At 69.1% G+C, this 21,977-nt stretch carries 28 protein-coding genes; 17 read left to right on the top strand and 11 right to left on the bottom strand.

All coding sequences use genetic code 11. The annotated features are described in order from the left end of the window. Position 1 precedes the first annotated feature (1 nt). On the bottom strand, positions 2-1,813 hold the full coding sequence (locus AC1C2S_RS19760; RefSeq protein ID WP_495354298.1) for a GAF domain-containing protein: 1,812 nt from the start codon (positions 1,811-1,813) through the stop codon (positions 2-4). Positions 1,814-2,025: 212 nt separating this feature from the next. Between AC1C2S_RS19760 and AC1C2S_RS19755 the strand changes: the two genes are divergently transcribed. Further along, positions 2,026-2,262 (top strand): hypothetical protein, encoded by a 237-nt coding sequence (locus AC1C2S_RS19755; protein ID WP_495354297.1) that lies wholly within the window; start codon positions 2,026-2,028, stop codon positions 2,260-2,262. Between the two features lie 56 nt (positions 2,263-2,318). On the opposite strand, the gene msrA is transcribed toward AC1C2S_RS19755, so the two are convergent. Together msrA and msrB are read right to left on the bottom strand one after the other, a co-directional pair. Further along, positions 2,319-2,840 carry a peptide-methionine (S)-S-oxide reductase MsrA gene (gene msrA / locus AC1C2S_RS19750; protein WP_495354296.1) on the bottom strand — a complete coding sequence of 174 codons (522 nt, stop codon included), beginning with the start codon at positions 2,838-2,840 and terminating at the stop codon, positions 2,319-2,321. Continuing rightward, positions 2,837-3,298, bottom strand: coding sequence for a peptide-methionine (R)-S-oxide reductase MsrB (gene msrB, locus AC1C2S_RS19745; RefSeq protein WP_495354295.1), 462 nt, complete (start codon positions 3,296-3,298; stop codon positions 2,837-2,839). Before msrB ends, msrA begins: the two co-directional genes overlap by 4 nt. Positions 3,299-3,600: 302 nt before the next feature. On the opposite strand from msrB, the gene AC1C2S_RS19740 reads away from it, so the two are divergent. From AC1C2S_RS19740 to ligD, 7 genes are all read left to right on the top strand, one after another. Continuing rightward, positions 3,601-4,533 (top strand): aggregation-promoting factor C-terminal-like domain-containing protein, encoded by a 933-nt coding sequence (locus AC1C2S_RS19740; RefSeq protein WP_495354294.1) that lies wholly within the window; start codon positions 3,601-3,603, stop codon positions 4,531-4,533. 334 nt (positions 4,534-4,867) lie between these two features. Further along, the gene (locus AC1C2S_RS19735; protein ID WP_495354293.1) at positions 4,868-5,644 is read left to right on the top strand and encodes an aggregation-promoting factor C-terminal-like domain-containing protein; all 777 of its coding nucleotides are present in this window, start codon (positions 4,868-4,870) and stop codon (positions 5,642-5,644) included. A gap of 118 nt (positions 5,645-5,762) precedes the next feature. After that, complete coding sequence (locus tag AC1C2S_RS19730; RefSeq protein ID WP_495354292.1) at positions 5,763-6,827, top strand: YihY/virulence factor BrkB family protein; 1,065 nt, start codon at positions 5,763-5,765, stop codon at positions 6,825-6,827. Positions 6,828-6,867: 40 nt separating this feature from the next. After that, positions 6,868-7,374, top strand: a complete 507-nt coding sequence (locus tag AC1C2S_RS19725; RefSeq protein ID WP_495354291.1) for a nitroreductase family deazaflavin-dependent oxidoreductase — start codon at positions 6,868-6,870, stop codon at positions 7,372-7,374. A 65-nt stretch (positions 7,375-7,439) separates the two neighbouring features. Continuing rightward, positions 7,440-8,228, top strand: a complete 789-nt coding sequence (locus tag AC1C2S_RS19720) for a lysophospholipid acyltransferase family protein (protein WP_495354290.1) — start codon at positions 7,440-7,442, stop codon at positions 8,226-8,228. A gap of 64 nt (positions 8,229-8,292) precedes the next feature. Further along, entirely contained in the window at positions 8,293-8,583 is a 291-nt protein-coding gene (locus AC1C2S_RS19715) for a DUF2277 domain-containing protein (protein WP_495354289.1), read from the top strand. A 51-nt stretch (positions 8,584-8,634) separates the two neighbouring features. Continuing rightward, positions 8,635-9,654 carry a non-homologous end-joining DNA ligase gene (gene ligD / locus AC1C2S_RS19710; protein WP_495354288.1) on the top strand — a complete coding sequence of 340 codons (1,020 nt, stop codon included), beginning with the start codon at positions 8,635-8,637 and terminating at the stop codon, positions 9,652-9,654. A gap of 2 nt (positions 9,655-9,656) precedes the next feature. Here the strand turns inward: ligD and AC1C2S_RS19705 are convergent, their stop codons facing one another. After that, positions 9,657-10,466, bottom strand: a complete 810-nt coding sequence (locus AC1C2S_RS19705) for an isocitrate lyase/PEP mutase family protein (RefSeq protein ID WP_495354287.1) — start codon at positions 10,464-10,466, stop codon at positions 9,657-9,659. Between the two features lie 6 nt (positions 10,467-10,472). Further along, positions 10,473-11,321, bottom strand: a complete 849-nt coding sequence (locus AC1C2S_RS19700; protein ID WP_495354286.1) for a hypothetical protein — start codon at positions 11,319-11,321, stop codon at positions 10,473-10,475. A 64-nt stretch (positions 11,322-11,385) separates the two neighbouring features. Between AC1C2S_RS19700 and AC1C2S_RS19695 the strand changes: the two genes are divergently transcribed. Next, entirely contained in the window at positions 11,386-12,063 is a 678-nt protein-coding gene (locus AC1C2S_RS19695; RefSeq protein WP_495354285.1) for an ArsR/SmtB family transcription factor, read from the top strand. Positions 12,064-12,072: 9 nt separating this feature from the next. Here the strand turns inward: AC1C2S_RS19695 and AC1C2S_RS19690 are convergent, their stop codons facing one another. After that, on the bottom strand, positions 12,073-12,801 hold the full coding sequence (locus AC1C2S_RS19690) for a GTP pyrophosphokinase (RefSeq protein ID WP_495354431.1): 729 nt from the start codon (positions 12,799-12,801) through the stop codon (positions 12,073-12,075). 134 nt (positions 12,802-12,935) lie between these two features. On the opposite strand from AC1C2S_RS19690, the gene AC1C2S_RS19685 reads away from it, so the two are divergent. Beyond that, complete coding sequence (locus AC1C2S_RS19685) at positions 12,936-13,787, top strand: MBL fold metallo-hydrolase (RefSeq protein WP_495354284.1); 852 nt, start codon at positions 12,936-12,938, stop codon at positions 13,785-13,787. Further along, entirely contained in the window at positions 13,784-14,920 is a 1,137-nt protein-coding gene (locus AC1C2S_RS19680; RefSeq protein ID WP_495354283.1) for an epoxide hydrolase family protein, read from the top strand. The genes AC1C2S_RS19685 and AC1C2S_RS19680 overlap by 4 nt, the downstream gene beginning before the upstream one ends. Positions 14,921-14,982: 62 nt before the next feature. On the opposite strand, the gene pdxR is transcribed toward AC1C2S_RS19680, so the two are convergent. Next, positions 14,983-16,413, bottom strand: a complete 1,431-nt coding sequence (pdxR, locus tag AC1C2S_RS19675; protein ID WP_495354282.1) for a MocR-like pyridoxine biosynthesis transcription factor PdxR — start codon at positions 16,411-16,413, stop codon at positions 14,983-14,985. A gap of 45 nt (positions 16,414-16,458) precedes the next feature. Here pdxR and AC1C2S_RS19670 point away from each other — a divergent pair, with 45 nt between their 5' ends. Beyond that, positions 16,459-16,956: a carboxymuconolactone decarboxylase family protein gene (locus AC1C2S_RS19670; protein ID WP_495354281.1), complete on the top strand. Its 498-nt coding sequence runs from the start codon at positions 16,459-16,461 to the stop codon at positions 16,954-16,956. After that, a complete protein-coding gene (locus tag AC1C2S_RS19665) occupies positions 16,953-17,444 on the top strand; it encodes a VOC family protein (protein WP_495354280.1) in 492 nt (163 codons plus the stop codon). The genes AC1C2S_RS19670 and AC1C2S_RS19665 overlap by 4 nt, the downstream gene beginning before the upstream one ends. 14 nt (positions 17,445-17,458) lie before the next feature. On the opposite strand, the gene AC1C2S_RS19660 is transcribed toward AC1C2S_RS19665, so the two are convergent. Further along, entirely contained in the window at positions 17,459-17,869 is a 411-nt protein-coding gene (locus tag AC1C2S_RS19660) for a YchJ family protein (protein WP_495354279.1), read from the bottom strand. Positions 17,870-18,020: 151 nt separating this feature from the next. Between AC1C2S_RS19660 and AC1C2S_RS19655 the strand changes: the two genes are divergently transcribed. Then, positions 18,021-18,872 carry an aggregation-promoting factor C-terminal-like domain-containing protein gene (locus AC1C2S_RS19655; RefSeq protein WP_495354278.1) on the top strand — a complete coding sequence of 284 codons (852 nt, stop codon included), beginning with the start codon at positions 18,021-18,023 and terminating at the stop codon, positions 18,870-18,872. Between the two features lie 66 nt (positions 18,873-18,938). Next, positions 18,939-19,082, top strand: a complete 144-nt coding sequence (locus tag AC1C2S_RS19650; protein WP_495354277.1) for a hypothetical protein — start codon at positions 18,939-18,941, stop codon at positions 19,080-19,082. A 125-nt stretch (positions 19,083-19,207) separates the two neighbouring features. Here AC1C2S_RS19650 and AC1C2S_RS19645 read toward each other — a convergent pair whose 3' ends face one another. Next, a complete protein-coding gene (locus AC1C2S_RS19645) occupies positions 19,208-19,501 on the bottom strand; it encodes a GNAT family N-acetyltransferase (protein WP_495354276.1) in 294 nt (97 codons plus the stop codon). 24 nt (positions 19,502-19,525) lie between these two features. Further along, the gene (locus AC1C2S_RS19640) at positions 19,526-19,897 is read right to left on the bottom strand and encodes an RNA-binding S4 domain-containing protein (protein WP_495354275.1); all 372 of its coding nucleotides are present in this window, start codon (positions 19,895-19,897) and stop codon (positions 19,526-19,528) included. Positions 19,898-19,952: 55 nt separating this feature from the next. On the opposite strand from AC1C2S_RS19640, the gene AC1C2S_RS19635 reads away from it, so the two are divergent. Next, on the top strand, positions 19,953-20,402 hold the full coding sequence (locus AC1C2S_RS19635) for an NUDIX domain-containing protein (RefSeq protein ID WP_495354274.1): 450 nt from the start codon (positions 19,953-19,955) through the stop codon (positions 20,400-20,402). Positions 20,403-20,411: 9 nt separating this feature from the next. Here the strand turns inward: AC1C2S_RS19635 and AC1C2S_RS19630 are convergent, their stop codons facing one another. After that, positions 20,412-21,242 carry a DUF1295 domain-containing protein gene (locus AC1C2S_RS19630; RefSeq protein ID WP_495354273.1) on the bottom strand — a complete coding sequence of 277 codons (831 nt, stop codon included), beginning with the start codon at positions 21,240-21,242 and terminating at the stop codon, positions 20,412-20,414. A gap of 32 nt (positions 21,243-21,274) precedes the next feature. Between AC1C2S_RS19630 and AC1C2S_RS19625 the strand changes: the two genes are divergently transcribed. Next, a complete protein-coding gene (locus tag AC1C2S_RS19625) occupies positions 21,275-21,898 on the top strand; it encodes a CDP-alcohol phosphatidyltransferase family protein (protein ID WP_495354272.1) in 624 nt (207 codons plus the stop codon). The last annotated feature ends 79 nt before the right edge of the window (positions 21,899-21,977 follow it).

Raw genomic sequence — 21,977 nt, 5'->3', positions numbered from 1 at the left:
CTCAGTGATGCACCGACTGCCCGGCGAGCACCGTGCGGTTGGCGGAGCCGGTCTTGCGCAGGATGGCGCCGACGTGCTTCTCGACGGTCTTCACCGAGATTCGCAGCTCGGTCGCGATCTGCTTGTCGGGCAGGCCCCGTTCGACCAGCGTTCGTACCTCCCGCTCGCGGGCGGTGAGGTGATCGTCGGGGGCGGCCGTGAGCGAGGCGGTGAAACGGCTCAGGAACTCGGAGGTCACGAGCGAATCGCCGCGGGCTGCAGCGACGATGGACCGCGCGAGGGCGGCCGGATCTGCGTCGTGTTCGACGAATCCGACGGCGCCGATCTGCGCGGCAGCCCGGACTCGGTCGTCGGTCACCGAGTCGATGAGCAGCACGACGGCGGCGGCGGGATCGACTGCGCGGAGGTACGCAGTGAGCTGCACCCCGTCGATGTGCGAGAGGTCGAGGTCGGAGAGCACGACGTGCGGACGAAGCAGCTCGAACGCCTCGACGGCCTGCACGGCGTCGCCGATCTCGCCGACGACCTGGATGTCGGGCTCGATCTGGCTGAGCATGCGCACGAGGCCCGCGCGAACCACGGGACGCTCGTGCACGATGAGGACCCGCCAGCGCGAGCGGGAAGCCTCGGAGAGCGCCGAATCGAAGCACGGCACGTCGGCGCGTATGCGCGTGCCCCATTGCGGTGTCGAGTCGATGTGGAGCGTCCCTCCGAGATGCCGGGCCCGGGCGGCGAGCCCCTGCAGCCCGAGACCCCTGGCGAGGCTCGAAGGTGTCCCGGTGATCGAGGAAAGGTCGAAGCCGCATCCGTCGTCCTCGATGAGCGCTGTCACGGTCTGCCCGCCGTAGACGAGACCGACACGCACCTGCCGCGCGCGGGCGTGCTCGAGCACGTTCGTCAACGACTCCTGCACGATGCGGAACAACTGCCGGGCAGTTTCGGGCGCGAGGGTCTCGGGCTCGCCGACCACGACGAGCCGAGTGTCGATCGCCGCCGTCGACTGCACCCATGCGAGTTCGAGCGCGACCGCCTCGTTGAGGGAACGGCCGTCGAGCAGCGCCGGCCCGAGTCCGAGCACCGTGAGCCGGGTCTCGCCGAGTGCAGAACGAGCGGCCGCACGTGCGTCGGCGAGGGCAACTGCCGCATTGCTTTCGCTGCCGAGCTCGCGTTCCGCAGCATCGAGGTGCAGCAGCACGGTGGCGAGTCCGCGCCCGACCGTATCGTGCACATCGCGCACGACGCGCTCGCGCTCGGCCATGATCGCAGCGTCGCTCTCCCTCTCTGCGGCCAGGGCATGCAGTCGCGCGTTGGTGATCGCGATGGCCGCATGCGTCGCGAACAGCTCCACGAGCGTCGCGTCCTCGTCGGTGAATCGTCGACCGTGCTCACGGCTGAAGACCACGCAAGTGCCGATGATCGCGCCGTCCCAGCGGATCGGCACGCCGATGACGCCGTGCAGTGATGCCCCGTCCTCGGTGGTGATGTGCCCGCCGCGCACATCGGCGTACTCGTCGAAGACGACCGAACGGCGAGCGCGAACCACTTCGCCGGTGACACCCTCATCGAGCGGGAAGGTGCGGCCGGAGAGGCATCCGACGCCGACGTCGACCTCCTTGCGGTAGGTGCCCGCGACCTCATCGACCGTACAGATCGACCCGCTCTCGCAGCCGAGCAGCTCCATCGTGTGACGCAGGATGCGTTCAAGCAGCGGCGCGAGTGCGAACTGCCCCGCGAGGTCTGTGGCCATGGCGGCGAGCGCGTCGAAACGCGCGTCTCGCGGCGCGGCGGCCGCCGAACGTTCCAACGAAGCCATGTGCGACGATCCTCACCGATTGCACTGCACACCCTGCACCTGCCCAGCCCATCATGCGCCTCGGGGGACCTTTTTCGCCAGACCGATCCGTCAGGTCGACGACAGCATCAGCTGCACACTCCGCCTCGACGCCCTGACGGCCTGACGATCGTGCAGAACGCGCATCGACGATCGAGCACGACGGCGTCGAACTCGGAGTCCTGCGCGACAACATGCCGTTCGGTCGCCCGGGGCCGGGCGAGTTCGGCACCTACTTCATCGGGTGCACCCGGTACACCTGGGTGATCGAACTCATGCTCCAGCATGTTCATCGGCGATCCGCCGGGCTTCCACGATCGCATCCTCGACGTCTCGACCGCGGTCACGGAGTCCATGTTCTTCGTGCCATCGAACAGACGCTCAGAAGTCTTGCGATCGATGATGCGGATGCCGCGGCATCCGCTCACTGAACGACGAAGCGGCCGCCCCGGCGTTTTGCCGGGACGGCCGCTCTTCTCTCCGCGAGTCAGGCCGTAGTCGCGTTGTCGCGCTTCGGCAGCTTCCACCCCGGCCGCACGAAGTGGCACGTGTAGCCGTTGGGGTACTTCTCGAGGTAGTCCTGGTGCTCGGGCTCGGCCTCCCAGAACGGGCCGGCGGGGGAGACCTCGGTCGTCGCCGGACCCGGCCAGAGGCCGGAGGCGTCGACGTCGGCGATCGTCTCGTACGCGACGACCTCCTGCTCGTCGTTCGTCGGGAAGATCGCCGAGCGGTAGCTCGTGCCGATGTCGTTGCCCTGGCGGTTCTTCGTCGACGGGTCGTGGATCTGGAAGAAGAACTCCAGAAGGCCCCGGTACGACTCCGTCTCGGGGTCGAACACGATCTCGATCGCCTCGGCGTGCGTGCCGTGGTTGCGGTAGGTCGCGTTCGGCACGTCGCCGCCCGTGTAACCCACGCGCGTGCTGATCACACCCGGGCGCTTGCGGATCAGGTCCTCCATGCCCCAGAAACAGCCGCCGGCGAGAATGGCGGTCTCGGTTCGTGCAGTCATCGTGCGTTCTCCTGGTTCTCGAAGAGGGTGCGGTATCGACCGTATCCCGCTTCGTCCAACTCGGCGAGTGGGATGAAGCGGAGGGCCCCGGAGTTCATGCAGTACCGAAGGCCGCCGTCATCGACTGGCCCGTCGTCGAAGACGTGCCCGAGGTGACTGTCGGCACCTGCCGAGCGCACTTCGACGCGCTTCATGAACAGTGAACGATCGGTGTGCTCGGTCACGGCATCGGGGTCGATCGGCTTCGTGAAGCTCGGCCAGCCCGAACGGCTGTCGTACTTGTCGGTCGAGGCGAAGAGCGGCTGCCCGGAGACGACGTCGACGTAGATGCCGGGCTCATGGTTGTTCCAATACTCGTTGCGGAAGGCGGGCTCGGTGCCGCCGTCTTGCGTGACCCGGTACTGATTCGGAGTGAGGCGGGCGAGGGCCTCGGGAGTCTTGCGGTAGTCCTGTGACACGTTTCCTCCAAGCTCGGCGCCGCTGGCTGCGGCGTCACCATGGAAAACCACGGCGGGTGCAGAAGTGTTCCGCATTCCGGGTCGCCGGGCTGTGGGTTCGCTGTGAACGGGGGGCCCGCTGCCGAGTTCGCCCACTCGTGACGTTCACGGGGTGCGCGGACATCCGGCACGGCGGGCTTGCAAACGAGCGGATCCGTTCGCTTAGCTGTCGGGATTGGCAACTTCCGCGGGCGGAGGGCGCTCGCGGATCGTCGCATTCCGGGGATCAGCCGCTGAGTCGCGTTCCCCGCATGGGGAGAAGCATGAGCGAAGCAACCGAACCATCGACCGCTGCACGGCGCGCGCCGGGTGGATCGACCGGACTCGGCACACGCCGCAGGCGACCGCCCGGTCGACGGTGGCGCGCGTTCGTCTCCGCAGGGGCCGTGGTCGGCCTCGCGGCTACGGCCGGCACCGGAATACTCGCGCAAGACGCCGTCGTCGACCGCGAAGCGAGCATCGAGAAGACCGCCGTGCTCACCGAGGCGACGAACCTCGATGCGAGCCAGCTCGGTGCGCACGGTGGAATCCTGACCGCTCGGGCGAGCCAAGACGCGACCGATGCGCTCAGCGGCGCCGAGGCGGAACTCGCGGCGGCGAGCGGCAAGTCCGACGCGGCCGACTTGGCGGCATCCGTCTCGGCCCTCAGGTCGTTCGAATTCTTGGCGCCCGAACGCGTGTTCGCCCTCGCCGATCTGACGCGCGCGCACGCGGCGACCGTGCACGCGGCGGTCGCGGAGTTCGACCGGATCGCTGCGGAGCGAGCCGCCGCGGAGCAGGCTGCAGCGGAGAAGGCGGCGGCGGAGAAGGCGGCGGCGGAGCAGGCCGCAGCAGAGCAAGCTGAAGGTGCACCGCCCGCGCCCGGCGCCTCCGCGCCTGGCGCGCCGGCGAATCCGAGTGAGGCACAGGTCATCGCCCGCGACATGATCGCCGTGCGATACGGGTGGGGCGACGATCAGTTCGGCTGTCTGGTGGCTCTCTGGAATCGTGAGTCGGGCTGGAACGTGTACGCCGGCAACCCGAACGGCGCCTACGGAATCCCGCAGGCGCTGCCGGGAAGCAAGATGGCCGCCGCCGGTGCCGACTGGCAGACGAGCGCGGCAACGCAGATCAGCTGGGGCCTCGGCTACGTTGCCGGAAGGTATGGCACCGCGTGCGGTGCATGGGCGCATTTCGAAGCGAACAACTGGTACTGACTCGCGCTGAGAGCTCCGACAGCGCGCGTGCGAGGTGCTCGCGCACGTTGATGACATTCACAGGTGAACATGAGGTTCTGTCCAGAACCTCTCGGCAGACTGGCTCCTTCGCCCGGGCACCCCCGCCTGTGGATCGTCGATCAAGGATCGCCATGCGCCCTGCGCCTCGGCGATCCGCCTTGTGAAAGTTATGCAGAACCCGACTTCTTCTTCTGAAACTCCTTCGTCCGAACACCGCGAGTCCACGGCCCTTCGCCCCAGGCCGGGCCGCAATCGCCCCCTCTGGAGGAGCGGCCCGATCCTCGCGGCCGCTGCGGTCGCCGTCGTCGGCGCCATGGTCGGCACCGGTTTCGCCGTGCAGTCCGCGGTGGCCGCGCAGAGCGAGAGCATCGCCGCGACCGAGACCCTCACCGCCGCTGCGAACCTCGACATCGAGCAGCTCGGTTCTCACGCCGGCATCCTCGAAGCTCGCGCGGTGAAGCAGGCCAACGACACGCTCACCGTCGCCAACGACACGATCGCGGCGGCACAGGGCAAGGTCGACACCACGGTGCTCGCCTCCTCCGTCGCCGCACTCGACGACTACGAACTGCTCGCCCCCGAGCGGGTCTTCGAGCTCGCGAACCAGACGCAGGCTCACGTCGCGCCGGTGCGGGCAGCGGTGGCCGAAGTCGATCGGTTCGCCGCCGAACAGGCTGCGGCCGCGGCCGCAGCGGCGGAAGCCGCCGCCGCTGCCGCTGCCGCTGCCGAAGCGGAGGAGGCCGCGACGCCCACGACCTCGACTCGCCCGACCGGACCCGCGAACCCCAGCGGAGCCCAGGCGACCGCTCGCGACCTCATGGCCTCCCTGTACGGCTGGGGCGACGACCAGTTCGGCTGCCTCGTCTCCCTCTGGAACCGCGAGTCCGGTTGGAACGTCTACGCCTCGAACTCCTCGAGTGGCGCATACGGGATTCCCCAGGCCCTGCCCGGGAGCAAGATGGGCAGCGCCGGTGCCGACTGGCAGACCAGTGCAGCGACCCAGATCACGTGGGGCCTCGGCTACATCGCTGGCCGCTACTCCACGCCGTGCGGCGCCTGGGACCACTCGGAGTCCGCCGGCTGGTACTGATCGCAGCCGAATGATTCGAGCGGCGGTGTCATCGGGTTCAGCCCGATGGCACCGCCGTTCGGTATTCACGGTTGTCAAGCGGCTGCGCGGCATCTCCGTGCCTCGATAGCCTGACGGCATGGACGAGCACGGGGGAGCCGGCCGGGATACCGGCAATGCGACGTCATCGGCGAGTGGTGGCATCGTCGCGCTCGGAAAACGCGTGACGGCCTGGGCGTTGGTCAGGAAGCCCGTTCGTGCGTTCCTGCTGTATCAGGAGCACCACGGCGCCATGCTCGCCGACAGTGTGAGCTACCGCGTGCTCTTCTCGGTCTTCGCGGGTGTCTTCCTGGGGTTCGCCATCGCCGGAGTCTGGCTGGCTGGGAACCCCGACGTGTTCGATGCGCTCATCGCCACGCTCGGTACGGCGATCCCCGGCCTCGTCGGCGACGGCGGGCTCATCGACCCCGACGACCTCGTGCAGCCGCTGACTCTCAGCATCGCGGGCATCATCGCGTTGGTCGGGCTCGTCGGAGCGGCCATCGGGGCGATCCGCTCGCTGCGCACGGCGTTCCGCGCGATCGGCGATCAGGCCGATGACCAGACGTTCTTCCTCTGGCTGCTGCTGCGCGACCTGCTGCTCGCCGTGGGCTTCGGTGCCGCTCTCGCGGCCGCAGCAGCGGTGACCTTCTTCAGCACGACGGCGCTGAGCACCGTTCTCGGCTGGCTCGGTATCGCCGCGCACAACGCCGTGTTCGATGCCGGCACCCGACTCGTCTCGATCGTCGTGATCTTCACCATCGACACGCTCGTGATCGCCGTGATGTTCCGCGTGCTCTCGGGCCTGCGCCCGAGCGCTCGTTCGCTCTGGACCGGGGCGGTCATCGGCGGCATCGGGCTGTCCGTGCTGCAGGTGCTCTCGAGCCTCTTCGTCGGCGGCGCGACGAGCAACCCGCTGCTCGCATCCTTCGGATCGCTCATCGCCCTGCTCATCTGGTTCAACCTGTCGTGCCAGGTGATCCTCGTCGCCGCGGCGTACATCGTCACGGGCGTCGACGAGGAGCACGACCGCGTGCACGCGCGCCACGGCGCTCCGACGATCGCGATTCGGCGTATGCAGCACGCCGAGCGACGGGCAGCGGATGCCGCGACTGAACTGGCAGCGGCGCGCGACGCGGTCGAGCGCGAGCGGACGGGCGGTTGACGGGGGCGACATGAAGGCCGCTGCACGCAAGAATGGGCAGATGCCGACCGTGTTGCACCTCGTCCGATCCGTGATCTCGCCGCTCACCCGCGCCCGTCTGTTCCGCTGGAGTGCTCCCCGAGTGCTGCCGCCGGTCGAGCGGGTGTTCGGGGCGGTCTCCGGCGGCCGGGTGCAACTGAGCGCACTCCTCGTTCCGTCGCTCGTGCTGCACACGACGGGCGCGAAGTCGGGGCAGTTGCGAGATACCGCGCTCATGTACACCCCAGACGGTCACGGGCGCGCGATCGTCGCAGGCACGAGCTTCGCGCGCGATCGGCATCCAGGCTGGACCTACAACCTGCTCGCGCACCCCGATGCCGTCATCACGGTGCGAGGCATACGGATGCCGGTGCGTGCGAGCGTGATCGGCAGTGGCGAACGCGATGCCGCGTGGGCCCGCATCGAAGCCCAGTGGCCGGGATACCGTGCGTACGAGCGCGACTCGGGTCGTGTCGTGCGATTGTTCCTGCTTCGGCCGGTCGCCGGGTCGCACGACGCCTCGATGTGAGGAGCGTGCACGATGCGTGACGAATGCCACAGGCCGTGCTCAGCACCCGCGACTACGCTGTGGACATGACGCGACGCCGCAGCGAACCCATCTACAGCGCGGCCATCGTGGCCGGGCGCGGGCTCTTCGGATTCTGGGGGCTGAAGCGCAGCGTCACTGGCGTCGAGAACGTGCCCAGGTCCGGTGGCGCGGTGCTCGCGATGACGCATTTCGGGTACTTCGAGTTCGCACTCGTCGAATGGGTGACCTGGCTGGCGACGCGCCGGCACATCCGGTTCATGGCCAAGCAGGGTGTCTTCGACAAGCCCGTCATCGGCCATCTCCTCCGCGGCATGAAGCACATCGCCGTCGACATGAAGGCCGGTGCCGCCGCCTACGCGAAGGCGGTCACCGCGCTGCGAGAAGGTGAACTGCTGGGCGTGTTCCCCGAGGCCGGCGTGAGCGCCTCCTTCACCGTGCGCGAGCTCAAGACCGGTGCGGCACGACTTGCGGCAGAGGCGGGCGTACCGATCATCCCGGTCGCGGTCTGGGGCGGTCATCGATTGATGACCAAGGGGCATCGAATCCGATTCTTCGAACGGTTCGGGGTGCCGGTGAGCTTCGCCTTCGGGGCACCGATCACGGTCGGCGCGAACGAAGACCCGCGAACCGTGACCGAGCGACTTCGAGAGACGATGCAGGCCCTCGTCGATCGACTCCAGGCCGAGTACCCCGGCAACGGCACCGGCAAGTGGTGGCAGCCTCGAAAGCTCGGTGGCACCGCGCCGACACCCGAAGAGGCGGCTGCCGCGGATGCCGCACGCGATGCGGCGCGTGCCGCGGCGCGTGACGGCGGCATCGCCCCGGCCGGCTGAACCGGTACGCGCAGCATCGCACGTCACCCGAGACATCCTCGATTCCACGGGTTAGGCTCGGAACATGTGCAGGAACATTCACACCCTCCACAATTTCGAGCCTGAGACCACCGACGACGAGGTGCACGCGGCTGCACTGCAGTTCGTGCGCAAGGTCAGCGGTTCGACGAAGCCCTCCAAGGCCAACGCCGAGGCGTTCGACCGCGCAGTCGCCGAGATCGCGCACGTCACGCGCCATCTGCTCGACGACCTCGTCACCACCGCACCGCCGAAGAACCGCGAGGTCGAGGCCGCCAAGGCCCGTGAGCGGGCGGCTGGTCGGTACGCCGCGATGCCGGCCGCGCAGACGGCGTGATCCCGCGAGGCGGCCGGGCGACGCGCCCACCGGGGGAGTAGCGTCGCTTCCATGGCCGATGCCGTCACTCTCACCGTTCCGGGTCCGCACGGCGATCGCGACGTGCGGATCTCCAGTCCGACACGGGTGCTCTGGCCAGAGGCCGGCATCACGAAGCTCGAACTCGCCGAGTACCTCATCGCGGTCGGCGGACCGTTCGTCGAGGCGAACGGCGACCGCCCGGTGTCACTGCAACGCTTTCCGGCGGGCGTCGACGGCGAGCAGTTCTTCTCGAAGAATCCACCGAAGGGCGCTCCCGAGTGGGTGCGGTCGGTGCCCGTGACCTACCCGAGCGGGCGCACGCATCCGCAGCTCGTGATCGACGAGCCCGCCGCTGCGGTGTGGGCCGCGCAGATGAACACGATCGTGTTCCATCCGTGGGCTTCGCGCGCCGAGACCCCCGACTTCCCCGATCAGCTGCGCATCGACCTCGATCCGCAGCCGGGCACGGGATTCAGCGAAGCCGTGCCCGTGGCGCTCGCGCTTCGCGAGCTCTTCGGCGAGGTGGGCCTCACCGGCTTCGTGAAGAGCTCGGGCAGCCGCGGCATCCACGTCTTCGCGCCGATCGAGCCCGAGCACGAGTTCCTCGACGTGCGGCACGCGGTGATCGCACTCGGCCGCGAGCTCGAGCGGCGGATGCCGCAACAGGTCACCACCAACTGGTGGAAAGAGGAGCGGGGCGACCGCATCTTCATCGACTTCAACCAGGCCAACCGCGATCGCACGATGGCGGGTGCCTACTGCCCGCGGCCGCTGCCGGTGGCCTCGGTGTCGTGCCCGCTCGAGTGGGACGAGCTCGAACAGACCGATCCGAGCGAGCACACCGTGCGCACCGTGCCCGAACGGCTGCAGCGAATCGGCGACCCCTGGAAGGGCATGCACGATGCGCCCGGCCGCATCGACACACTGCTCGAGTGGTGGCAGCGCGACCTCGACGACGGACTCGGCGAGTTGCCGTTCCCGCCCGACTTCCCGAAGATGCCGGGCGAGCCGCCACGTGTGCAGCCCAGCCGGGCGAAGCAGCAGCCCTGAATTCACCCGCGCGGGAGCGGCAGCGCTGCGACGACGTCGTACGAGGGCGTCGGTGCGCCGTCGACCGAGTCGCCGGCGAGTGCGGCGATGACCGAGGTGATCGAGCTGAGCGCGGTGCGGAACAGCAGCGACCCGGTGCTGATCCTCGCCACTCCGAGCGCCGCGAGCTCTGCGACGCTCAGGTTCGGCTGCACGAGCACGTTGAGCGGTGCGTCGATCTCGCCGGCGAGTGCGGCGATGGTCGCCGGCGTGAGCACGCCGGGCACGAAGATGCCGGATGCCCCGGCCGCCAGATACCGTCGGGCGCGCGAAACGGCACTGCGGTGCCGTTCCCCTGAGCGGATGCCGCTTCGCGCGGGGTCCTCGACCCAGAACGGGTCGGTACGGGCGTTCAGGTAGAGCTCCGGCGCAGCTGCGGCGATCGCGGCGACCTTCGCCGCGGCCAGATCAGGGTCGACGAGGCGCCCCTCCGCGTCGGAATCCTCGATGTTCACGCCGACGCATCCGAGTGCTGCGAGGTGGGCGGCGAAGTGGCCGACCACCTCGGGATCGTCGGAGAACCCGGCTTCGAGGTCGACGGTCAGTGCGACGTCGTGCTCGGCGGCACGGCGAGCGAGATCGATGGACTCCGGCCCGATGGCGCCGTCGCCGTCGCGCTTGCCCGCGGTGACGGCGATGCCGAGGCTCGTCGTGCCGATCGCGTCGTGGCCGGCGGCGTGGAGCCAGCGCACCGAGGCGAGGTCCCACGCGTTCGGCAGGAGCAGCGGATCGCCCGGCCGGTGCAGGGCGGTGAACTCAGCGAGCGTGAGCATGTGCTGTCATCTCCCCACGGTGCGTGCGGCGTCATCGGTGCGTGCGGCGTCGATGATCGCCGTGGCGATCGCGATCGCGTGATGCGGTGCGGGGCATGCACGAAGTCCGGCGCCGAAGGCGAGCACTCGGGCAGCGTGATCTGCATCGGCAGCGCGGTCCGGGCCGTCGAGTCGCAGCGTGACGACGTCATGATCGCCGCGATCGGGCAGCAGACGCCTCGTGAACGGCACCGGCGAATCGTCACGCAGCACGGCCTCGACGAGGGCCCGCGTGGGCTCCGCTTGGGTGGTGGCCGCGCGCTCGAGCGCTCGCTCGATGAGCGTCGCCGTCGCCGCGTACGCTTGCACGAGCAATTGCGTGCGCAGCACCCGATCGGTCTCGTCGAACGCTCCCGCTGCGGCGATCAGCTCGTCCACCGCGGCATCCGTGGCCGACGGATGGGCCGTCTCGCCGCTCGGATACGCCGACGCCACCGTCGCCACGAGCGCCGGCAACGAGTCGGGGTCGCGGAAGCCGAGCGCCGCGCCGAGCGTCACGACCGGAATTCGACGGGCCAGCACGGCCATCGCATCAGCGCGGTGCGTGCTTCCGCGAGCCACGCCCCAGCGATGGTCGACGAGGGCGGATCGCGTACGTTCGGCGGCCGCGCGAGCGAGGAGCGCCGGGTCGAGCGCGGCGAGGATCGCGTCGATGCGCGCCCGTCGAGCATCGTGTTCGGCACCGTTCACGAACCTCGACGCACGTGCGCGGAAGCGCTCCAACGACGTGTCGGCCGATCCTGCTGGTTCGGGAACCCGAGCGGCGGGGTCGGAGAGAATCCGTGCGACATCGGTGCGGTCGATGATCTCGGTCATGCCTCGACGCTATGCCCGGCACGCTTCGGTGGGCGACGAAGTGTCATCGTCGTATCGTGGAGCCATGCATGGAGATGCCGATCTCGCAGAACCCGCCCGCCTCATGGGCGAACCGGCCAGGGCGGCGATGCTCGTGGCGCTCCTCGACGGTCGCTCGCTCCCGGCGAGCGAGCTCGCCGCGATCGCAGGCATCGCCCCACCGACCGCGAGCGCGCACCTCGCGCAACTGCTCGGCGGCGGCCTCGTCACCGACCGGAAGCTCGGCCGGCATCGTTACTTCACGCTCGCGGGCCCCAACGTGGCGAATGCCGTCGAGGCCCTGCAGCTCATCGCGCCGCGCCGTGCCGTGACCTCGTATGCCCAGTCCGCCACCACCGAACGGCTCGCGCTCGCGCGCTCCTGTTACGACCACTTCGCCGGGCGGCTCGCGCTCGACCTCACGGACGCGCTCGTCGGGGAGGGCGTGATCGCGCCGCTCGTCGCAGGCGAGTCCGGCCACGTGCTCGATCCGCACACACCGCTCGCACAGCGCCTGCGCGTCGCCGAGCTTGCGGGCCCTTCCCGCCGGCCCGCCGTACGCGGCTGCCTCGACTGGACCGAGCGGCGCCCGCACATCGCCGGCCGCCTCGGCGAGCACCTGCTTGCCCGGCTCCTCGCCGAGGGCTGGGTCGGGCGGCGCTCCGGCGATCGCTCACTGCGGGTGACCGACGAGGGCGAGCGGGCATTCGCCTCGCTCGGGTGAGACGCCTGTTCAGACCTCGATGCCCGCCTGGCCTTCGACAGGGTGGACGTGTGCCGACGCCGCGGGTTGCGGGGAGCCGTGCACCTCGCGGTGCAGCCGCTCCATGCGCGCATCGAGCTCGGCCGCCGTGTGTGCGGCATCAGTCAGCCCGTCGAGCAGCTCCTGCGGCACCTGCCGGTCGTACTTGTAGTAGATCTTGTGCTCGAGGCTCGCCCAGAAGTCCATCGCGATCGTGCGGATCTGCACCTCGACGGCCACCGGGTGCGCACCCGTGGAGAGGAACACCGGCACCTCGACGATGACGTGCAGGCTCTGGTAGCCGTTGGCCTTCGGCTCCTTGATGTAGTCCTTGACCCGCATCACCTGGATGTCGCGCTGCGCCGTGAGCAGCTCGAAGATACGGTACGCGTCGGAGACGAAGCTGCAGGTCACCCGCACGCCCGCGATGTCGGTGATCGTGCCTCGGATCGTCTCGAACGTGGGATCGATGCCCTTGCGCTGCATCTTCTCGACGACGCTGTCGAGACTCTTCAGCCGGCTCGAGATGTGCTCGATGGGGTTGTAGTCGTGGGTCTGGCTGAACTCCTCGCGCAGGATCGAGAGCTTCGTGATCACCTCGTCCATGCCGAACTTATACCGGAGCATGAATCGCTCGGTCTCGTCGCGGAGCGCGCGCATCTCATCGAGCGTCTGGCCGTCGATGGTCTCGAGGGTGCGTTGCGCACGCGCCGTGAGCATGGGCGGTGTTGCGGCGTGCCTGGTTGGCGGCGTTCCGTCGAGCGGGGTCACGGATGCCACGCTACGACCTGAAGCTCTGGATTCCCTTTGATCGCCGCGTCCGTTCGCCGATGGCGCATCGCTAGTCTCGAGACATGGCAGATTGGCGCACCGTCGCACCCGGCATCCATCAGCGCCGGTACGACCCGTTCGACATCTCGATCGTCGTGATCGAGGGGGATGACGGTCTCCTCCTCGTCGACACCCGGGTGCAGCCGAGCGAGGCCGAAGAACTCGCCGCCGACATCGGGGCCCATTTCGAACGACCGGTGCGCTGGGTCGTCAACACCCACGCGCACTTCGACCACACGTTCGGCAACCAGGTCTTCGGGCCGGGTACGACGACGGATGCCGCGATCTACGGCCATGCCCGCATCCACGCGCACTTCTCCGAATTCGAGGGCCCGCGGCTCGCCGCCTGGCGAGCCGACCCCGCGCGTGAGCCCGATCGGCAGTGGGACGACGTGGTGCTCACCGCCCCGACGCATCCGCTCGCAGAACCCCTGATGCTCGACCTCGGGGGCCGTCTCGTCGAGCTGCTGCCACAGCTGCCGGCGCACACCGACACCGACCTCGTGGTGTTCGTGCCCGACGAACGGGTGTGGATCCTCGGCGACCTCATCGAGGAGTCCGGGCCGGTGATGTACGGATCGGGCAGCTTCCCCCTCGACTGGCCGGGCGTGCTCGAGTCGCTCGTCGCTCGGATGCGGCACGATGACCGCGTCATCCCGGGTCATGGCAGGGTCGTCGACCGTGCGTTCGTCGAGCAGCAGGCCGCTGAGCTCCGGCTGATCGCCGAACGATTCCGCGCGGCGCACGACGCCGGTCTCACGGCCGCCGAGGCGCTCGCGGCCCACGACGATTGGACGATCCCCGTCGACGGGCTCGTCGGCGCCGTCGAACGCGCCTACCTCGCACTCGATCGTGCCGCGGAGGCCGGCGCATGACGGGCGTCGGCGAGCCGTTCGAGATCAACGTCTCCGCGGGCGAGCTCGACGAGTTGCGCACGCGGTTGCGGCAGACGCGATTCGTCACGGCGAGCAGTGAACGCCCCTGGGCGGCGGGCGTGGATCCCACGTATCTCTCGGGGCTCGTCGCCGAGTGGGCCCACGGGTTCGACTGGAGCGCGGTCGAGGCAGGGCTCAATCGCCTCGACCACCGCGTGGCGGTCGTGCACGGCACTCGACTGCACTTCGTGCGCATGAGCGTCGGTGCGGCCGGCGGGCCGGTGCTGCCGCTCCTGCTCATGCACGGCTGGCCCTCGAGCTTTCTCGAGATGCTGCCGCTCGCCCGCGCGCTGCACGATGAAGGGGTGGCTCGAGGCATCCGGTTCGACCTCGTCATCCCCTCGATGCCCGGCTTCCTCTTCTCGGAACTGCCAGATGACCCGCTGACCAGGGAGGCCATGGCCGATCTGATAGCGGAGCTCATGCTGCAACTGCTCGGCGAGACGCGCTTCGGGGTGTTCGGCGGTGACATCGGCGGTACGGTGGCCGCCTGGATCGCCGCGAAGTACCCGGATCGCGTGCTCGGGCTCTACATGATCCACCCGCCGTTCCCGGCCGAGTTCACCGAGCCCGTGACCGACGCCGAACAGCGGTTGCTCGACGCCGAGGCTGCGTTCGACGAAGGCGACCAGGGCTACAGCGCGATCATGGGCACGAGGCCCGACACGATCGGCGCTGCACTCATCGATTCGCCGGCTGGCCTGCTCGCGTGGATCATCGACAAGCTGCGCGACTGGAGCGACGGCGGCGGCGACCTCGAGCGCCGGTTCGATCGCGAGAGCCTGCTCACGCTCGCGACCCTCTCCTGGTCGACCGGTTCGATCGGCACGTCGTTCCGTCAGTACTTCGACTTTCCGGCGAACCGACCCCGGCCCGTGATCTCGGTGCCGGCCGGGTTCACGCTCAGTGCCGAGGCGATCATCCGCGACATGCCGAAGAGCATCGCCGAACGCGCGTGCAGTGACATCCGAGTCTGGCATCCGGCGACCGTGGGCGGTCACTTCATGGCGCACGAGGAGCCCGAGCTGCTCGCGGGACACCTCGCCGCGTTCTTCGAGGCGCTCGAGCGCTGACGTCGCGCGCCGTCAGCGCTGCGATGCACCGCGCTGCGCGGCGCCGCGCTGCGCGGCGCCGCTCAGTCCCGCCCGACGGGGGCCGTGCGCTCGAGTTCCGATCCGATGGCGGCGAAGGCGCGGTCGAGCGCCGCCTCGAACCGGTGCGGCGGCGGCGCTCCGTACCCGACGACCATCGCAGGCCCACGTGACGATGCCGCATGGCCGTGGCGATACGAGCGCAGTCCATCGAGGTGAACGCCGAGCCGGTCGGCTGCGGCGGTGACGCGACGCTCGTCGACACCGGCCGGCAACTCGATCAGGCAGTGCAGCCCGGCTCGCATCCCGCTGACCCGGCATCCCTCGAGCTCTGCCGCGACGCGGCCCTCGAGGCGCTCGCGCCGTGCACGGTACTCGGCTCGGCGTCGCCGCACGGTGCGGTCGTACTCGTGCGCGCGCATGAAGGCGTCGAGTGTCGACTGGTTCAGCACATCGGCGAGACCGCTCGTCGCGAGCAGTTGCTCGTCGAAGGCGGAGGCGAGGCGCTCGGGGACGACCGCCCAACCGAGCCCCACGGCCGGCGCAAGGCTCTTCGACGCGGTGCCGAGGTAGATCACCGACTCAGGAGCGAGGGCCTGCAGAGCGCCGATCGCGCGCCGGTCGTAGCGGAATTCGCCGTCGTAGTCGTCTTCGACGATGAACGCCCCGGCGCGTTCGGCCCATGTGACCACATCGAGTCGCCTCGAGGGCGCCAGTGCCGCACCGGTCGGGAACTGGTGAGCGGGTGTCAGGAGCACGGCGTCGACGGCGAGCGCGTCGAGCTCTGCGACGACTGCGCCGTCGCGGTCGACCGGCACGGCGACGACCTCGAGTCCGGCGGCTCGGATGATGCGTCGGTGCGCCTCGTGCCCGTACTCCTCGACGGCGATGCGTCGGGCGCCGTGCGACACGAGGGCGCCCGCGACCATTGCGAGACCCGCGCCGAAGCCACGCGTGACCGCGATCCGGTCGGCAGGCGCCCAAACTCCGCGGGTGCGGGAGACGTACTCAGCGAGCGTGGAGGCAAGCGCGGGGGAGCCGCGGGGCGGGCCGTAGCCGAAGGTCGAAGCCGGCGCGTCGAGCGCCGACCGGCGGGCGGCCGTCGCCCACTCGCGACGCGGGAACGACGAGGCATCCGGAATGCCGCCGCGCAGATCGAGACCGAGGGGCCCGAGTGTGCGAGGTCGCTCCGACTCGGCGGTTGCGCCGACGCTGCGATCGCCGACCCAGGTGCCCGCGCCGACCCGCGTCTCGAGCCACCCTTCCGCCGCAAGACGCCCGTAGACCTCGGCCACGACGTTGCGCGCGATGCCGAGGTCGGCGGCGAGGGATCGGCTCGCGGGCAGCCGGCTGCCTGATTCGAGACGGCCATCACGTACTGCCGCGCGCAGCGCCTCTTCGAGTGACGACGACTTTCGACGCGCATCGAGGTCGAGGTGCAGGTCGAGGCCGTGAATGACCCAGGTTCTCGACATGGAATTGGACTGTAGCAGAGGGCCGATCGTTCGTAGCGTGGTGTCATGACCATCACCGATGCACTCGTCGACATCCCCGTTCGCCTCGACTTCGATGCGATCGTCCCGCGCTTCTCGCGCGCGGTCGCTTCGCTGGACCACGCCGCCACCGCCGAGCTCGATCGCGTCGGCGTCGACCCTGCGTTGCGTGAGATGGTGCGGTTGCGCGCCTCGCAACTGAACGGATGCGTCTACTGCGTCGACCTGCACTCGAAAGATGCACGCACGGCCGGTGTCACCGAGCAGAAGCTCCACGCGGTCGTGGTCTGGCGCGACTCGGGGCTGTTCACCGCCGCCGAGCGCGCCGCCCTGCACCTGACCGAGTCGATCACGCGCCTCTCGGAGACGCATGTGCCCGAGGAGGACCTCGCAGCCGTCGTCGCCGTCTTCGGTGAGGAGCGCGCAGCCGCGCTCGTCTCGCTCATCATCACGATCAACGTGTGGGACGCGATCGGCGTGACCACGCGGTGCTGGCCCGTGGCGCACGACGCGGCGTTCGCGTGACATCGGTCTGGGATGACGCAGAGATGACGGATGCCGCCAATCCACCGGTCCTGCAGTTGCGAGTCGTCATCGAGGCCGACGATTACGAGCGAGCCGTCGCGTTCTACCGCGACGCGCTCGGCATGCCCGAACTCATGGCGTACGCCGAGGGCGGCGACGACCGCGTCACGATCCTCGAAGCGGGTCGGGCGACGCTCGAGATCGCGAACCCGACGCACAAGCGCGTCATCGACGAACTCGAGGCCGACGGGGTGGCGAGCCAGCGCATCCGGCTCGCCTTCGAGGTCACCGACGGCGCGGGCACCACCCGCCGACTCGCCGACGCCGGGGCGGCGATCGTCGCCGAACCGGTGGTGACGCCATGGCGATCGCTCAACTCGCGCCTCGACGCGCCCGCCGGCCTGCAGATCACGGTGTTCGAAGAGCTCGAAGGCTCCGAGGAGCGAGCGCTGCGCGACGGGTTCAGCACGGAAGACGAACGCGACTGAGCGCTCGGCGACCGTCAGACGTCGCCGTCGAGGTAGAACCAACGGCGACCGTCGCGAATGAACCGGCTCCGTTCATGCAGCACGCCCGGGTCGCCGCCCGAACGGTATGAGGCACGGAACTCGACCTCGCCGTCCCGATCGAAGGGGCCACCGCGAACGGTGTCCACGATCTCGAGTCGATACCACCGCAGCTCGTGCTCGAGGTGGAGCACTGCCGGACGCGTGCTCGGATGCCACGTCGATCGCAGGTAGCGGCTGTCGCCGACCGCGAATGCCGTGTAGCGGGAGCGCATGAGCTGGGCGGCCGTCGGGGCATCCGTCGCCCCCGCGAGCAGGGGGCCGCAGCACTCGCCGAAGACGGACCCGCTGAGGCACGGGCATCGCGCGCCGGAGGCTGGAACGAAAGGGCGGTCGACAGTCGGCATCCTCCCAGTATCGCGGCGCCGCCGGCCGACCATCATGGTCCACACAGGAAGAACTGAGGAACCCTTCAGAAACTCAGGGCAGAGTGTCTGACTTGTGCCCTCGCTCGGGGGCCGTCCCCCAACAGAAACCCGATCCGAGCACCTCACTCTTATGCGCAACGACACTACTTCAACGCCCGAAACCTCAACGCCCGAAACCGAAACCGCCTCCGCAGAGCACCACCAGCGCCGCAGCATCCGCCGCCGTCGAATCGGCCGCAAGCGACTCATCGTCGCCGGCGCCATCGTCGCCACCGGCGTTGTCGTCGGCAGTGGATTCGCGGTGCAGGCAGGCGTCGTCACGCAGGCGAGCATCGACGCGACGGCCGCGCTCAGTGCATCGACCGGCGTGCACCAGGAGCAACTCGGAGCGTACAGCGCGATCGCCGAGGCCCGCACGCGCAACAGCGCGCAGGACACGATCACCGCAGCCAATGTCACGCTCGCCGCTGTGGACGGCAAGGTCGATTCCAGTGGGCTCGCGGCATCCGTCGCCTCGCTGGGTGACTACGAGCAGTTGCCGCTCGACTCCATCGTCGACCTCACGAAGCAGACTCGTGACGAGACCGCGAAGGCCGCCGCCGCGGCCGCGGAGTTCGACCGCATCGAGGCCGAGCAGGCCGCCGTCGCGGCCGCGGCACTCGCGCAAGCCAACACCCCTGACGGGGCACGTGCGACTGCCCGTGCTCTGGGCGCGTCGAAGTACGGATGGAACGACTCGCAGTTCCAGTGCCTGAACCAGCTCTGGCAGAAGGAGTCGGGCTGGTCGTACACCGCCTACAACGCCTCGAGCGGCGCCACCGGCATCCCGCAGTCGCTGCCCGGTAGCAAGATGGCCACCGCCGGCGCCGACTGGCAGTCCAACGCCGCGACCCAGATCAGCTGGGGCCTCGACTACATCGCGCGTGGCTACGGCACGCCGTGCAGCGCGTGGTCGCACTCCCAGTCGATGAACTGGTACTGACGCCGACCCATCTCGCGTATGGTTGCCGCACGGGGCCGTCCGGGCCTCCGATCAAAGGGCAAATCCATGTCAGACAAGTCGCCGAAGAAGTCGTCATCCAAGACGGCTGCCAGCAAGACCCTCAAAGAGAAGCGCGCCGACAAGAAGGCGAAGGTCGAGAACCGCAGCGGAAGCGACGCGGTGAGCGACGCCACGCACCGCAAGCGTTGACGGTCGTCGTCGTCGGCACCCCGTGATGAGGTTCGCCGTCGACACCGGTGCGATCGACCGTTCGGGCAGAATTGCGAGCGACGCCTGCGCTTCGACTTCGTCGTCCGTCCGAACGGTTTCGCCGTTCACACCGCGCGAGGGTCGAGCAGAGCGGCGCGATCCGGATGCCGGTCGAACCACTCGCCGACGTACCAGCAGCTCGGCACGATGTGGCGCGTCGAGGTCGCCTCGACGTCGTCGGCCGCGAATTCGACGAGCTCCCCGGCCAGGCCGTTGCCGCGGTACGGCGGGTTCGTGAAGGTCCGGGTGAACGCGACCGAGTCGCCGAGCACCCGATAATCGAGCACGCTCGCGATGTCTCCGTCGACCAGGAGCACGTAGCGGCGCGCGTCGGGGTCGTGGCTGAGTTCCTTGTGCACTTGCTCAGGCTACGCCGTGGGTGTTCAGTGTCCGCGGAGGCGATCGAGGTCTCGTCGCTCGCGTTTGGTGGGGCGGCCGGCGCCACGGTCGCGCGTGGCGACGACGGCCACGGTCTCGCGAGGCGGCGGGGGCGGCGTGCGATCGTCGACCGCCGCAGCTGCGAGCGTCGCCGACACGCGCTTGACGAGGGTCTGACGCACGACGAGCATGCGATCGAATCCGTCGATGCGAACGCGCACCTCGTCGCCCGGTCGTACGGGCTGCGCCGCCTTCGCGCGTTCACCGTTGACCCGCACATGTCCCGCGCGGCATGCGGCCGTCGCGGCAGATCGCGTCTTGAACTGGCGCACCGCCCACAGCCAGGCGTCGACGCGCACCGGTGACTCGCCGTTCATGTCACCAGCCTACGGGCGGGCCGTGCGCTCGCGGCGCGTGCGTCATGCTGGAGTCATGAGCGCAGCGAGCGGCGACGAATGGGTCGAAGGTCCCGACGGCGCACGGTATTGGGGCAGGTACGGCGCGGCGGGGCTACTCGTCGTCAGCCCGACGCGAGAGGTGCTGCTCCAGCACCGTGCGGTGTGGAGCCACTTCGGCGGCACCTGGGGGATCCCCGGCGGCGCGCGGCACGAGCACGAAACCGCTGTCGAGGCGGCCGTCCGCGAGGCCGGCGAAGAGGCGGGCGTGACGCCCGAACTTCTCAAGGTGCGTTTCAGCACCGTGCTCGACCTCGGATACTGGTCGTACACGACGGTCGTCGCCGATGCCACCGAACGATTCGAGCCGGTCGTGAGCGACCCCGAGAGCATCGAGTTGCGTTGGATCACTGCCGATCGGGTCACCGAGCTCGCGCTGCATCCGCGGTTCGCTGAAGCCTGGCCCGGCCTCGCCGCGAGACTCTGAGCCGCCGGATCAGGTGATGCGCTCGCCGACCTGCGAATTCGCAGCCCGCGGGAACCACGGCACGATCGGCGACGTGCGCGATCGGTACTCGTCGTAGTCGGGGTACTTCGAGCGCGAGATCGACTCGGTGAAGATCGTGGATCCGATGAAGAGCGTCGTCAGCAGTACGGCCCCGGCGATGCTCCAGTGCAGCCATGCACCCGTCGCGGTCACGGCGAACCCGTAGAAGACCCACCATTGCGCCTGCTCGAAGAAGAAGTTCGGGTGCCGCGAGACCCGGAACAAGCCAGTCTGCAGGAATCCGGCCTGCGGCGTGCGACCCGCTGCGCGCTCTGCGGCCTTCCACCGGTGGAACACCCACTGCTGGTGGTCGGCCATGGTCTCCCCGGCGAGGAATGCCAGGAACACGATCGCGAGCACTGCGTCGCCGGCCCCGAGCGGTGACGCGCCGGCCTCGAAGACGGTGTACGCAGGAAGGCAGATGAGCAGGATGATCGCGTTCTGGTAGATCGAGATGAACAACAGGTTGAACGTAGCGAACTGCGCGCGCGACATCCGCCCGCGCAGCACTGCCCAGCGGTAGTCCTCGCCGCCGGGGCGATAGCCGCCCTTGCGGGCGAAATTGAGGGTCAGACGGATGCCCCACGCACTCACGAGTGCCGCCATCAGCACGAGCCGCGCGTCGAATCCGCTCGCAGCCGCGAAGACCCAGACGTAGGCGATCGGGGCGATCGACCAGATGCGGTCGACCCACGAGTACTCGCGAGTGATGATCGAAGCGAGCCACGTCGCGAGCGCGATCGCGGCACAGATCAGGAGACACACGAGCAGTGGAGTCATGGCTGCATTCTACGGATCGATAGGATCGTGTCGTGGCTGGGGAGCGCGGGGGGGTGGTCGGTTCGGAGATCTGGACGATCCCGAACATCCTCAGCATGCTCAGACTCGCCCTCGTTCCCGTCTTCCTCGTCTTCCTCGTGCGCGGCGACTACGTCGTCTCGCTCGTCGTGCTGATCGTCGCGAGCTTCACCGACCTGCTCGACGGATACCTCGCGAGGCGCCTCGGGCAGGTGACCAGACTCGGGCAGTTGCTCGACCCTGCCGCCGATCGGCTGTACATCTTCGCCGCTCTCGTGGGGCTCGCCGCCCAGGGCCTCGTGCCGTGGTGGATCGTCGTCGTCATCGTCGCGCGAGACGTCTTCCTCCTCACCCTCGGCGTCGTGCTCGCAAACCACGGATACGGGCCGCTGCCAGTGCATCAGCTCGGCAAGGTCGCGACCTTCGCGCTGTTCTTCGGTCTGCCCGTGATCATGCTCGGGCTTGCATTCCCGGTCGTCGCCGACATCAGCCAGCCGGTCGGCTGGGCGATCACCCTGTGGGGGGCGTTCCTCTACTGGTGGGCCGGGATCATCTACGCGATCGAGACCGCTCGCGTCATCCGCATTCCGCGGGTGGCAGACGAGCCTCGATCGGATACGCTGGGACAGGGAGGTTAGTGTGGCGGATTCCGACATCACTCAGGCCGGTGGTACGAGCGAGACCGGTGGTGAACCGTCGACGACAACGTCGACGCAT

The sequence above is a fragment of the Agromyces sp. Y782 genome, from assembly GCF_059445405.1.
This window is presented reverse-complemented; position numbering and strand designations above follow the sequence as displayed.

What these genes read in the sequence shown, in the direction of transcription:
- AC1C2S_RS19760 (WP_495354298.1), bottom strand. Translation starts at nt 1,813, where the DNA reads ATGGCTTCGTTGGAACGTTCGGCGGCCGCCGCGCCGCGAGACGCGCGT.
- AC1C2S_RS19755 (WP_495354297.1), top strand. Translation starts at nt 2,026, where the DNA reads ATGCCGTTCGGTCGCCCGGGGCCGGGCGAGTTCGGCACCTACTTCATC.
- msrA (WP_495354296.1), bottom strand. Translation starts at nt 2,840, where the DNA reads ATGACTGCACGAACCGAGACCGCCATTCTCGCCGGCGGCTGTTTCTGG.
- AC1C2S_RS19740 (WP_495354294.1), top strand. Translation starts at nt 3,601, where the DNA reads ATGAGCGAAGCAACCGAACCATCGACCGCTGCACGGCGCGCGCCGGGT.
- AC1C2S_RS19735 (WP_495354293.1), top strand. Translation starts at nt 4,868, where the DNA reads ATGGTCGGCACCGGTTTCGCCGTGCAGTCCGCGGTGGCCGCGCAGAGC.
- AC1C2S_RS19730 (WP_495354292.1), top strand. Translation starts at nt 5,763, where the DNA reads ATGGACGAGCACGGGGGAGCCGGCCGGGATACCGGCAATGCGACGTCA.
- AC1C2S_RS19725 (WP_495354291.1), top strand. Translation starts at nt 6,868, where the DNA reads ATGCCGACCGTGTTGCACCTCGTCCGATCCGTGATCTCGCCGCTCACC.
- AC1C2S_RS19720 (WP_495354290.1), top strand. Translation starts at nt 7,440, where the DNA reads ATGACGCGACGCCGCAGCGAACCCATCTACAGCGCGGCCATCGTGGCC.
- AC1C2S_RS19715 (WP_495354289.1), top strand. Translation starts at nt 8,293, where the DNA reads ATGTGCAGGAACATTCACACCCTCCACAATTTCGAGCCTGAGACCACC.
- ligD (WP_495354288.1), top strand. Translation starts at nt 8,635, where the DNA reads ATGGCCGATGCCGTCACTCTCACCGTTCCGGGTCCGCACGGCGATCGC.
- AC1C2S_RS19705 (WP_495354287.1), bottom strand. Translation starts at nt 10,466, where the DNA reads ATGCTCACGCTCGCTGAGTTCACCGCCCTGCACCGGCCGGGCGATCCG.
- AC1C2S_RS19700 (WP_495354286.1), bottom strand. Translation starts at nt 11,321, where the DNA reads ATGACCGAGATCATCGACCGCACCGATGTCGCACGGATTCTCTCCGAC.
- AC1C2S_RS19695 (WP_495354285.1), top strand. Translation starts at nt 11,386, where the DNA reads ATGCATGGAGATGCCGATCTCGCAGAACCCGCCCGCCTCATGGGCGAA.
- AC1C2S_RS19690 (WP_495354431.1), bottom strand. Translation starts at nt 12,801, where the DNA reads ATGCTCACGGCGCGTGCGCAACGCACCCTCGAGACCATCGACGGCCAG.
- AC1C2S_RS19685 (WP_495354284.1), top strand. Translation starts at nt 12,936, where the DNA reads ATGGCAGATTGGCGCACCGTCGCACCCGGCATCCATCAGCGCCGGTAC.
- AC1C2S_RS19680 (WP_495354283.1), top strand. Translation starts at nt 13,784, where the DNA reads ATGACGGGCGTCGGCGAGCCGTTCGAGATCAACGTCTCCGCGGGCGAG.
- pdxR (WP_495354282.1), bottom strand. Translation starts at nt 16,413, where the DNA reads ATGTCGAGAACCTGGGTCATTCACGGCCTCGACCTGCACCTCGACCTC.
- AC1C2S_RS19670 (WP_495354281.1), top strand. Translation starts at nt 16,459, where the DNA reads ATGACCATCACCGATGCACTCGTCGACATCCCCGTTCGCCTCGACTTC.
- AC1C2S_RS19660 (WP_495354279.1), bottom strand. Translation starts at nt 17,869, where the DNA reads ATGCCGACTGTCGACCGCCCTTTCGTTCCAGCCTCCGGCGCGCGATGC.
- AC1C2S_RS19655 (WP_495354278.1), top strand. Translation starts at nt 18,021, where the DNA reads ATGCGCAACGACACTACTTCAACGCCCGAAACCTCAACGCCCGAAACC.
- AC1C2S_RS19650 (WP_495354277.1), top strand. Translation starts at nt 18,939, where the DNA reads ATGTCAGACAAGTCGCCGAAGAAGTCGTCATCCAAGACGGCTGCCAGC.
- AC1C2S_RS19640 (WP_495354275.1), bottom strand. Translation starts at nt 19,897, where the DNA reads ATGAACGGCGAGTCACCGGTGCGCGTCGACGCCTGGCTGTGGGCGGTG.
- AC1C2S_RS19635 (WP_495354274.1), top strand. Translation starts at nt 19,953, where the DNA reads ATGAGCGCAGCGAGCGGCGACGAATGGGTCGAAGGTCCCGACGGCGCA.
- AC1C2S_RS19630 (WP_495354273.1), bottom strand. Translation starts at nt 21,242, where the DNA reads ATGACTCCACTGCTCGTGTGTCTCCTGATCTGTGCCGCGATCGCGCTC.